We start from the raw sequence: 10,556 nt of genomic DNA, 5'->3' as shown, positions 1-10,556 counted from the left end.
ATGATCTTAAAGAGGCTACACCATAGGCTGTTAAAAAGCGGCTCTATGAAGCCCTAAAGGAACCCTTTCCTTATGTAAAGGATGTAGCCATTGTCGAGTTACGTTCTCGTTCGGATGTGTTGAGATAGATCTTGACGGTACCTTTCTACCAAGGCGCAGAAATTGGCAAATTCTTCTTCGTCAAAAGGGCGGATTTTCTGGAAGGTCGGATCCAGGGTCTTTTGAGGGGAGAAGTTCTGAAGAGTTAGCATCTGGGCCCCTTTGAGATCTTGAACCCAGATGATGATGTCTTCCTTTTGGTGGATACCTGGTATAACCGTCATTCGAAACTGATGGTCAATTCCAGAGTTGAGAATGATGGAGATACTTTTTTTTATGGCTGAAAGATCAAGATCCTTTCTTCCGGTCAAACGAATATATTTTTCCTCCACAAGAGGAGCCTTGACGTCCATGGCGATAAAATCCACCAGTGAAGAAGAGATTAGCTCCTTGATTACCTCTGGTCTTGTCCCATTGGTGTCCAGCTTGATGGCCAATCCCAGATCCTTAAAAATCCTTAAAAGCTCAAAGATCCCCAGGTGAATAGTTGGCTCACCACCAGAGACACAGATTGATTCCACAAAGAGGAGATTTTTTTCCAATCGCCGGAGAATTTCTTCAAGGGGCCAGTCAGGAAGATTCTCTGGATTAAGGAGTAGTTCACTATTGTGGCAGAAAGGACACCGCAGATTGCAGCCAGATACCCAGACACTGGCGGTGATCCTTCCGGGCCAGTCAATAAAAGATGTTTCCAAAAAACCCTTAATCTTTGGAAGTTTCATGACCAAAGATCCGCTCAAAGATGAGCCCTACATGACGGAGATAATAATTGACGTCAAAGAGGGCCTCGATCTCGGAGACAGAGAGATATCTCTTGATTTCTTCTGAGGTCAGAAGGAGATCCTTGAAGTTCTTGTCTTCGCTTTGCCAGACGTCCATAGCTAAAGACTGAACAATCCGGTAGGCTTCCTCCCGAGAAAGACCTTTTTCCGTGAGCTTGAGCATTACCTGCTGGCTGAAGATCAGTCCTCTTAAAAGCCAGAGATTTTTTTTCATCCGGTCTGGATAGATTACCAGACGCCTGATAACCCCGGTTAGTCTCTTGAGCATAAAGTCTGTAGCTATGGTGGCATCGGGAACAATGACTCGCTCTACCGAGGAGTGGGAGATATCTCGTTCGTGCCAAAGGGCTACATTTTCTAATGCTGGGGTAAGATAGCCGCGAACGAGTCTGGCTAGGCCGCAGAGATTTTCTGAAAGGATGGGATTTCTCTTGTGGGGCATGGCCGAAGAGCCTTTTTGACCTGGACTGAAGTACTCCTCGGCCTCTAGGACCTCGGTTCGTTGGAGATGGCGGATCTCAGTGGCGATCTTCTCCACGCTGGAAGCCAGAAGGGCTAAAGCAGCCAGATATTCGGCATAACGATCTCGCTGGATGACCTGATTAGAGATCGGAGCCGGCTTAAGACCCAGTCTCTGGCAGGCCAGCTCTTCTACTCGGGGGTCAAGATGGGCGTAAGTCCCTACGGCTCCGGAGATTTTCCCATATGAGATGGTCTCTAGAGCCGCCTGAAGGCGTCTGCGATGTCGCCGGAACTCCTCATACCAGATGGCCAGCTTAAGCCCAAAGGTGATGGGTTCAGCATGGATGCCGTGGGTACGACCGATCATAACCGTGTCTTTATGCTCAATGGCCCGTTGCTTGAGGGCCTCAAGAAGATCGTCAACATCGGCCAGGATCATCTCCATGGCTCGCTTCATTCGCAGGGCCATGGCAGTATCTAGAACATCTGAGGAGGTCATTCCCAAATGGATATAGCGGGCCTCTGGACCCACATATTCGGCAACGTTGGTCAAAAAGGCGATGACATCGTGCTTGACCTCGGCCTCTATCTCTTCGATCCTGGTAACATCAAATCGGGCCCTCTCCTTGATGACCTCCAGGGCCTCTTTAGGAATTACCCCCAACTCTGCCCAGGCCTCACAGACAGCCAGTTCCACCTCTAACCAGCTCTTAAATTTGGCCTCTTCTGTCCAGAGATTAGCCATCTCCTTGCGGCTGTAGCGAGGGATCATCTCTTGGCCTCCTTATGAAAAGTTTATCTCCTAAAAGAACAAGGCCTATTCATATCAGAATGAAGTCCTCTTGACCAATCTGGTGATAACAATCTTTTATTTCTTTGGCTAAGGGAATAGACTCCATGGCTTGTCGGCTTACAGATCTGGCCGCCAAGCAGTTGGCCAGGGCTACTGCCTGCTTTGTCTCCAGGCCCTCAAAAAGGGCCGAGAAGAAGACGGCCGAGAATATATCCCCGGCGCCACAGGGATCAACTACAGAGACCCGGGGGGCCGGAAGATGAAGCCATTGGTTCTCCTGCCAAAGTAAGGCCCCGTCTTTGTCTTGGGTGACCACTACTAAAGGACCTTTTTGGGCCAAAGACTTGGCATAGTCAAGTTCACCATCAATGTCTTCTCTGCTCATGACCAGGGCCGAGAAGGAGGAAAACGCCTCCTCAGGGGCCTTCTTTCTGAAGACAAGGCCCTTTTTATCCCAACCCCTTAGCCAACCCTGGATACTTGCCCCCAAGAATTGGCTAGAGAAAATTTTCTCCGCCCCAAGGGGACATTCATCGGCCACTGGTGCAAGGTGAACGATGTCGGCTTGGCGGAAGTCCTGGGGGAGATCCCCTATATTGATAGGGGTAGCCAGAGTTAAGATTTGCTGTTTTCTTCCCTGCGGACTTTCAAGGTTGACGAAGGTTGTGGTTTCCGCAGAGGCCTGAAGAAAGATTTGGACTCCGGGGAAAAGCCTCTCTAAAGGTTCCTCCCGGCTGCAAGTTGTTACTATTTTGAGTTCATAGCCCAGGGCTTGGGCCGTAAGTCCTGCGTAAAGTACCGAGCCACCATAACGGAAGCCCTCAGGGGTTACGTCTCTGGTGAGGGCCCCAATGATAAGATAAGACGGTCTCATTAATCCTTAAGCACCGCCCCTGTGGCCCCGGAGGTCACCATCCGGGCATATCGGGCCAGCCAGCCCCGAAGTTTTTGACGTGGTGGGCGCCATTTTTTAAGACGCCGCTTAAGCTCTTCTTCTGGGATTTTTAGCTCTAGGCGTCGATGGGGAATGTCTATCTCAATGAGGTCTCCCTCTTTGACCAAGGCTATAGGGCCCCCTTCGGCCGCCTCTGGAGAAACATGTCCGATGGCTGCCCCCTGAGTGCCACCTGAGAAGCGGCCGTCAGTGATAAGGGCTACCTTGCTTCCCAAGCCCATACCAATGATGGCCGAGGTCGGGGAAAGCATCTCCCGCATTCCCGGTCCTCCTTTGGGACCTTCGTAACGAATGACGACTACGTCTCCGGCTCTGATCTTGCCTCCCAAAATGGCCTTGTAGGCGGCCTCTTCGGATTCAAAGATCCGGGCCGGGCCCACGTGATGCATCATCTCCGGGACGACGGCACTCTGCTTGACCACCGCACCTTCTGGAGCCAAGTTTCCCCAGAGGATGGCGATACCCCCTTCGGGTGAATAAGGATCTTCCAGGGGCCTGATGACCTCGAAATCCAGGATTCGGGCCCCCTTGATGTTTTCTCCTACAGTTTTGCCAGTTACGGTCTTGACCCGTTTGCGAATAAGGCCGGCCTTGGCCAACTCGGCCATCACTGCCTGGATGCCACCGGCTTCATCCAGAGCGGCGACACTATAAGGGCCGGCAGGGATGAGACGGCAGAGATTGGGTACCTTGCGACTCATCTCATCAAAGAGCTCAAGGGGGAGATTGATCCCAGCCTCCTTGGCTATTGCCGGGACGTGAAGAATCGTGTTGGTCGAGCATCCCAGAGCCATGTCTACGGCGACGGCATTCTCAAAGGCTGCCCGGGTGGCGATCTTTCTGGGGGTGAGCTTTTTTTTCAGTAGCTCTATAATCCTGACTCCGGCTTCTTTGGCCAGTCGGATTCTTTTGGCCATGACCGCCGGAATGGTTCCATTGCCGGGGAGGGCTAGGCCCAGGGCCTCAGAGAGGCAATTCATGGAGTTGGCGGTAAACATCCCGGCACAGGAACCACAGGTAGGACAGGCGCTGTCCTCAATCTCTTCAAGCTCCTCGATGGTCATCTCCTTAGCCTTAACCTTTCCTACCCCTTCAAAGACAGAGATGAGGTTGATATCTCGCCTCTGGTGTCGTCCAGGTAGCATGGGCCCGCCGGAGATGAGGATGGCCGGGATATCCAGGCGTAACATGGCCATAAGCATCCCGGGGACGATTTTGTCACAGTTGGGGACCATTACCAAGCCATCGAAGGGATGGGCCATGGCCATAGTCTCGATCATGTCGGCAATCAGCTCCCGACTAGGCAAAGAATAGCGCATGCCTTCGTGGTTCATGGCCAGACCATCACAGATCCCGATAACCCCAAATTCTACTGGCGTTCCACCGGCCATACGAATTCCAGCCTTGACGGCCTCCACCACCTGACGCAGATGAACGTGGCCAGGGATTATCTCGTTGAAGGAGTTGGCAATCCCGATTAAGGGGCGGGAGATCTCCTCATCCGTATAGCCCATGGCCTTGAGTAGGGAACGATGAGGTGCCCGCTCCAGACCCTTTTTCATTTGGTCACTGCGCATAAGGGGGCCTCCTTCATGCCTAAATGTCTCTTTTAGGGCCAGATTAGGTCCTGGAGAGGGTTACGTCAAGGAATCTAGTCCTTCACTTTTGGAGCTTAAAGAGCATCCTACCGAATATTCTTCCGAGAGAGAAAGAGCCTTAACAATGTTTTTGAAAAGATATTATTGTTCTCTTAACGAAAAGTGGCCCAAGAGTTGCTTCATGGCTCCGACAAAGCTTCCCCAGATAAAGGAGGCCTCAAGGTGAGCAAACTGGCCCGTCTGGCAATCAATGAAGAGGGTTTTATCTTTGATCCGGCTACTGGAAACAGCTTTACCACCAATCGAGTAGGGCTGTGGATTATTCAACAGCTTAAAGAAGGAAAAACTACAGAGCAAATTTTGCAGTCTCTCGTCGACAAATTTGTCGTCGATCCCGAGGTGGCCCAGAGGGATCTGATGGATTTTCTGGCCCAGTTACGGGTCTATCGTCTTATTTAAGGGGACAGAGGCATGGAAGAGCTTTTTGTAGCTGTTTCCGGGATAAATGCTGTGGACAATCCCGGTCCGGGAATCGGAGTAGTCAGAAGCCTCAAAGAGGACCAAAGTCTTGCCATCAAGGCCATAGGCTTGGCTTATGATGCCATGGAGCCAGGAATCTACCTTGATTGGCTTGTGGATCGGTCCTTTATCATGCCTTATCCCTCAACAGAGGAAGCTGACTATCTCTCCCGGCTCTTTTACATTAAGGAGGCCTTTGGGCTTGATGTAGTTATTCCCACTCTTGATGCTGAACTTCCTCTCTACATCAAAGGAGAAGGGGAGCTTTCAGCCCGAGGCATAAGGACTTATCTGCCTAACTGGGAGCAGTTTGAACTTCGCTCTAAAGAGCACCTTCCAGAGGTTGCTGAGCGCATCGCTCTGGCCATTCCTCCCACAGAGGCCATCACCTCGGCTCCGGAACTTTTCCGGGCCCTTGATCGTTTAGGATTTCCGGCCATGATCAAGGGTCTCTTCTACAAGGCCTATCGGGTTCATAGCTATCAGGAGGCCGAATCCAGTTTTCATAAGATTGTCAGTGAGTGGGGCTATCCGGTCCTGGTCCAAAAGGTTGTTCAGGGTGAAGAGATCAACGTCATAGGAGTGGGCGATGGAGAGGGTGGATCTTTGGGTCTTATGGCCATTAAGAAACTTTGGATTACTGCTCTGGGCAAGATCTGGACTGGGGTAACCATCCAAAATGAGGCCATCTTGGCGGCGGCCCAGCGCTTTTTAGAAAGATATGGCTGGCGTGGGGCCTTTGAGCTGGAGTGCATTGCCTCCGAGGACCGGATCTATCTAATCGAGATCAATCCCCGGTTTCCGGCCTGGGTTTATTTTGCCACTGGGGCCGGCCTCAACCTTCCGGCCCGGCTTTTAAAAGCTGCTGTTGGTCTTCCTGTGGAGAGAGACTCATCTTATGAGCCTGGTCGACTCTACATTCGCTACACCTATGATCTGGTAACCAATATGGAGATCTTTCAAAGGATTATCACTCGGGGAGAAAGCTAGTTCTCTTGATCAAGGAGGAAAGCAGTGAAAGAACCCTACGAAAAACCAGTCATCAAGAAGATTCAGGTCGGCCTGATGAATAAATTTGGAGCCTCTTATGGCCGCCATATCCGTTCAGAGATAGACGGAGTGCCAGTGGCTGATCTGGTGGCCCGTTTTGGCTCCCCGCTCTTTGTCTTTTCTGAACGGAGGTTACGGGAGAAATATCGAGCCATCTATCAGGCATTTGCTACCAGATACCCCAATATCCACTTTAGCTGGTCTTATAAGACCAACTATCTTGATGCTATCTGCGCTATCCTTCATCAGGAGGGAGAATCAGCTGAGGTGGTCTCAGAACTCGAGTACCAAAAGGCCCGGCGCCTTGGAGTCCCGGGTTCAGAGATCATCTTCAACGGTCCCTACAAGCCTCTTTCGGCCTTAAAAGTCGCTGTTCAAGAAGGAGCAATCATTAATATTGATCACTTCGACGAGATCTACGATCTCGAAGAGGTGGCCAAGGAGCTGGGCCGGGAGATCAAGGTTGGCATCAGGCTCAATATGGATACGGGCATAAGCCCCCAATGGACCCGCTTTGGCTTTAATCTGGACACCGGTCAGGCCCTTGATGCGGTAAAGAGGCTGGTTAGTGGAGGAAAGCTCATCTTAAACGGTCTTCACTGCCACCTGGGCACCTTCATCCTTGAGCCCCGGGCCTACAGTCGGGCCGTGGCCAAGATGGTGGATTTTGCCTATCAGGTGGAGGACGAGTTTGGACTCAAGGTTGATTATCTAGATATCGGTGGAGGTCTTCCCTCCTTAAATCGCCTCAAAGGTATCTATCTTTCTCCGGATGTGGCCGTGCCGCCGCTAGAGGATTTTGCAGAGGCCATCTGTGATACCCTTCTTTCAAAGCTTCGTCCTAATGACTTCCCTACCCTGATTCTTGAAACTGGCCGGGCCATTGTCGATGAGGCTGGATTCCTTATCACCACCGTTCATGCCAGTAAAAGGCTACCAGATGGCACCCGGGGCTACGTGGTTGATGCCGGAGTCAATGTTCTCTTTACGGCCTTTTGGTACAATTTCCGCATTGAACTTGAAGAAGACGTTCCCGGTCCGCTTGAACCTTGCATTCTCTATGGCCCCCTATGCATGAATATAGACGTGGTGGCCGATCAAGCCCTTCTTCCACCACTTCCTCGAGGGGCAAGGTTGGTCATCTCCCCGGTGGGGGCCTACAACGTTACTCAGTGGATGCAGTTCATCAGACCTCGACCGGCCGTGGTTCTGATCGGCGAGAAGGGCTCCTTTGAACTTATCCGAGAGGCAGAGTCTCTCGAGGATATCCTCCGGCCTGAAAGGCTGCCAGACCGCCTGAGACTCTCCAGATAACAGATGACCGACCTGAACCGCCTTTTGACCAAAGCCAGATTTTATCTCCGTACCGTTGCCAATAGCTATACGGAGATCTTTTTCTTTGAGAATCCCCTTCTGGGATCTCTTCTCTTGGCAGCCACTTTTATCAATCCTAACGTGGGGCTTGCAGGTCTTCTCTGTGTGCTTTCGGCCTATGAGTTGGCCCGTTTCCTGGGCCTTAAAGAGATATTTCAGGGCTCGGGTTACTATACGTATAATCCCCTGCTGGTAGGCCTTTCCATAGGTTTTCTATTCAAGCTTACTCCTCTGACCATTTTTTTTGTCATCACTGCCGGGCTGATGACCTTTATTGTCACCTATTCCCTGGCCCATGTTTTTTATTATTTTTTCCGTCTTCCGGTAATAAATGTCCCCTTTGTCCTGGTGAGCACCACCATTTATTTGGCTGCCTATCGATATTCCAACCTTTTGGTAAATGACTTCTATCTCCGACATCCGGTCTTTGAGTCCTTGGAACTTCACTTTCCCTTGTGGTTGGCTGGTCCCTTTAAGGCCTTGGGGGCCCTACTCTTCAGCCCGCATATCCTGGGAGGGATTATCTTTTTAGTGGTCATTTTTCTGGCTTCCCGGATCCTTTTCTTCCTGGCTCTTTCTGGCTATGCCCTAGGTGTGAGTATTCTGGGGCTTATGAAAGGGTCCTTTTATCAGGCCCTTACCGACTTAAGCACCTTTAATTTCAGCCTTATTGCCATGGCCATCGGAGGGGTTTTTCTTATTCCTGGCCCGAGGAGTTATCTTCTGGCAGGGGTGGCCGTGGCCGTCTCCCCCTTTCTCCTTGAGGCCTCTGGATTCTTCTGGGCCCACTATGGCATCCCGGCCTTCACCCTTCCCTTCAATGTCGTTACCCTTTCTTTTCTTTATGCCCTGGGTCTGGCGGGTTATCCTTACCTTACAGCCTACTACCGGGGGAGTCCAGAAAGGACTCTTGATCATTACTTGTCCTATTTGATCCGCTTTCCCGGAACCCTACGGACTTTGACCCTTCCGTTCTCCGGGGTCTGGACGGTCTGGCAGGGCTTTGATGGCCCTTGGACCCACCAGGGTATCTGGCGTTACGCTTTAGATTTTGTGATCATGGACAAAGACGGTCAAACCTTTTCCGGAGAGGGACAACGTCTTGAGGACTACTACTGCTTTGGCAAGCCGGTACTTTCTCCTGTTCGAGGCCGGGTGGTAAAGCTTCAGAACTCAGTTTCCGACAATCCCCCGGGGACAATTAACGAGGTCGAGAACTGGGGGAACTACGTCCTCATTCACGATGAACGGGGCTTTTATGTCCTCTTGGCCCATTTCAAAGAGGGATCGATCAGGGTCTCTGAAGGTCAATGGGTGGAAAGAGGGCATTTTCTAGGGCTCTGTGGTAACTCGGGCTACTCTCCTCAGCCCCACCTTCACGTCCAGGTTCAGCTCTCCCCAGAACTTGGATCTCCGACCACCCCTTTTAGCCTCCTTCACTACGCGGTCCTTAAAGAAGAAGGCCTCCTGTTTCGAGCCAACCAAATTCCCCATCAGGGTGAAACTATCCAGGCCCTTTATCCTGATAAGGCCTTAGAGGCCCGCTTTTCTTTTGTGCTTGACGAAGAGATCTCCTATGAGGTCATCATAGATGATAAAAAACAGGAGACCATGGTTCTCAAGGTGTCTATGGCCTCGGATGGGGCATACTATTTTCACTCTGGGGCTGATCGGCTTTACTTCAGCAAGGATCAAGGAACTTTCTATCTTCTCCGGCACGACGGGGGGTCCTTGGCCTTAAAGGCCCTATTTTTGGCCCTTCCCCGTCTGCCCCTTGTCTACCAAAAGCAGATGGTCTGGGAGGACTATGTTCCTCTTGAGACCTTTTATGGTCGGATTAAAAGGGCTATCCTCACCTTTGTGGCCTCATTTCGGCAGGATTTGGTCCGAGTCCGGGGCTGTTATCGCTTTGTCTCTCCAGATGAGATTACCGGCGAGATCCAGGCCGGGGCAGAAAGGGAGCGGGTCAAGACCTTTGTTCGCCTCGATTCCTTTAAAGGCCTCCGTCTGGTGAGTCTGGAGAAAAATGGTCAAAAAATCACTTTAAGGAGGGTTCCATGAAAAAGGTATGGGTTTGGGTTTTTTGGGTGGCTGTTTTATGTTGGGCTTCTCCGGTTTTGGCCGGAGATCTTTGCACCTACGGGAGCCTTTACGGGTCTTACATCAACTTTGGAGGATCAGATGTCAAGGATGACGGCTGGGCGGTAAGTGCCTATCTTAACGTTGGAGACTGTCAGGCCAACAGTGTGGAACTTGGTCTGACCCAGACTAGGATTAATTACGATACCTTACCCGATCTGGATCAGACAGATTTTACCGTTACCTACACTAATACTAATCAATTACTTAAAAATCACTCTATTCGTCTAGGCTTTCACTACATTAGCAGTGATGACGATCTTACTGATCAAGGTAAGATCTACTTTGCTAAGGTCACCTATTTTCGTCCCAACGAGTGGAATGCCGGAATAGAAATTGACTATTCAGACTATAGCGACAGTGATGTAGACCTTGACGTCTTTCAGCTTCGGCCTCATTATGGCTTTTTCTTCTCGGCTTTTGGGCGCCGCCTCTACTCCGAAACCAGATTCTACTATATCCACAAAGATAAAAACGTTGGGGTCTCTATGGACAACTACTACTCCCTTGAGCAGGTTTTTACCTACACCGTGGGAAATCTGGACTATAAGCTGGCAGGCTGGGTTGGGCAGCAGATCTTCGCTGTCAAAAACGAGGGCTTTGTCATCTATAATCTTGCTGATCGTTATCTTGGAGGCCTGGAGGCTGAAGTGGGCTATCGTCTGGAGAACAATCTCCGGCTGGCTCTTAACCTCAATCAACAGTGGCTGGAGCATGTAGGCTATGGAGATAAGGCCTCCCAGACCATCGTCACTATAAATCTTGGTGGAAGCTTCTAGATGCTT

9 protein-coding genes are annotated in these 10,556 nt (G+C 50.8%); 5 read left to right on the top strand and 4 right to left on the bottom strand.

The window, feature by feature from the left end; genetic code table 11:
• Window positions 1–98 precede the first annotated feature (98 nt).
• The 4 genes from ACXJJX_RS04785 to ilvD are packed head-to-tail and all read right to left on the bottom strand — an operon-like array spanning window position 99 to window position 4,668.
• Window positions 99–821, bottom strand: coding sequence for an anaerobic ribonucleoside-triphosphate reductase activating protein (locus ACXJJX_RS04785; protein ID WP_456432725.1), 723 nt, complete (start codon window positions 819–821; stop codon window positions 99–101).
• On the bottom strand, window positions 802–2,115 hold the full coding sequence (gene purB / locus ACXJJX_RS04780; RefSeq protein ID WP_456432723.1) for an adenylosuccinate lyase: 1,314 nt from the start codon (window positions 2,113–2,115) through the stop codon (window positions 802–804). The genes ACXJJX_RS04785 and purB overlap by 20 nt, the downstream gene beginning before the upstream one ends.
• Window positions 2,116–2,164: 49 nt before the next feature.
• Entirely contained in the window at window positions 2,165–3,010 is an 846-nt protein-coding gene (locus ACXJJX_RS04775) for a PfkB family carbohydrate kinase (RefSeq protein WP_456432721.1), read from the bottom strand.
• Window positions 3,010–4,668 carry a dihydroxy-acid dehydratase gene (gene ilvD / locus ACXJJX_RS04770; RefSeq protein ID WP_456432719.1) on the bottom strand — a complete coding sequence of 553 codons (1,659 nt, stop codon included), beginning with the start codon at window positions 4,666–4,668 and terminating at the stop codon, window positions 3,010–3,012. The genes ACXJJX_RS04775 and ilvD overlap by 1 nt, the downstream gene beginning before the upstream one ends.
• Before the next feature lie 243 nt (window positions 4,669–4,911).
• Here ilvD and ACXJJX_RS04765 point away from each other — a divergent pair, with 243 nt between their 5' ends.
• From ACXJJX_RS04765 to ACXJJX_RS04745, 5 genes are read left to right on the top strand one after another with little or no spacing between them, the layout of a single operon-like run.
• On the top strand, window positions 4,912–5,148 hold the full coding sequence (locus ACXJJX_RS04765; RefSeq protein WP_456432717.1) for a PqqD family protein: 237 nt from the start codon (window positions 4,912–4,914) through the stop codon (window positions 5,146–5,148).
• A gap of 12 nt (window positions 5,149–5,160) precedes the next feature.
• Window positions 5,161–6,198: an ATP-grasp domain-containing protein gene (locus ACXJJX_RS04760; protein ID WP_456432715.1), complete on the top strand. Its 1,038-nt coding sequence runs from the start codon at window positions 5,161–5,163 to the stop codon at window positions 6,196–6,198.
• A gap of 24 nt (window positions 6,199–6,222) precedes the next feature.
• Window positions 6,223–7,572 (top strand): type III PLP-dependent enzyme domain-containing protein, encoded by a 1,350-nt coding sequence (locus tag ACXJJX_RS04755; protein ID WP_456432713.1) that lies wholly within the window; start codon window positions 6,223–6,225, stop codon window positions 7,570–7,572.
• 3 nt (window positions 7,573–7,575) lie between these two features.
• A complete protein-coding gene (locus ACXJJX_RS04750; RefSeq protein WP_456432711.1) occupies window positions 7,576–9,693 on the top strand; it encodes an urea transporter in 2,118 nt (705 codons plus the stop codon).
• Window positions 9,690–10,550: a hypothetical protein gene (locus ACXJJX_RS04745; RefSeq protein WP_456432709.1), complete on the top strand. Its 861-nt coding sequence runs from the start codon at window positions 9,690–9,692 to the stop codon at window positions 10,548–10,550. Before ACXJJX_RS04750 ends, ACXJJX_RS04745 begins: the two co-directional genes overlap by 4 nt.
• Window positions 10,551–10,556: the final 6 nt, after the last annotated feature.

It is taken from the genome of Thermosulfuriphilus sp., assembly GCF_054026695.1.
The sequence above is the reverse complement of the archived record's forward strand: the minus strand, read 5'-3'. Positions and strand labels throughout refer to the sequence as shown.

What these genes read in the sequence shown, in the direction of transcription:
- ACXJJX_RS04785 (WP_456432725.1), bottom strand. Translation starts at nt 821, where the DNA reads ATGAAACTTCCAAAGATTAAGGGTTTTTTGGAAACATCTTTTATTGAC.
- purB (WP_456432723.1), bottom strand. Translation starts at nt 2,115, where the DNA reads ATGATCCCTCGCTACAGCCGCAAGGAGATGGCTAATCTCTGGACAGAA.
- ACXJJX_RS04775 (WP_456432721.1), bottom strand. Translation starts at nt 3,010, where the DNA reads ATGAGACCGTCTTATCTTATCATTGGGGCCCTCACCAGAGACGTAACC.
- ilvD (WP_456432719.1), bottom strand. Translation starts at nt 4,668, where the DNA reads ATGCGCAGTGACCAAATGAAAAAGGGTCTGGAGCGGGCACCTCATCGT.
- ACXJJX_RS04760 (WP_456432715.1), top strand. Translation starts at nt 5,161, where the DNA reads ATGGAAGAGCTTTTTGTAGCTGTTTCCGGGATAAATGCTGTGGACAAT.
- ACXJJX_RS04750 (WP_456432711.1), top strand. Translation starts at nt 7,576, where the DNA reads ATGACCGACCTGAACCGCCTTTTGACCAAAGCCAGATTTTATCTCCGT.
- ACXJJX_RS04745 (WP_456432709.1), top strand. Translation starts at nt 9,690, where the DNA reads ATGAAAAAGGTATGGGTTTGGGTTTTTTGGGTGGCTGTTTTATGTTGG.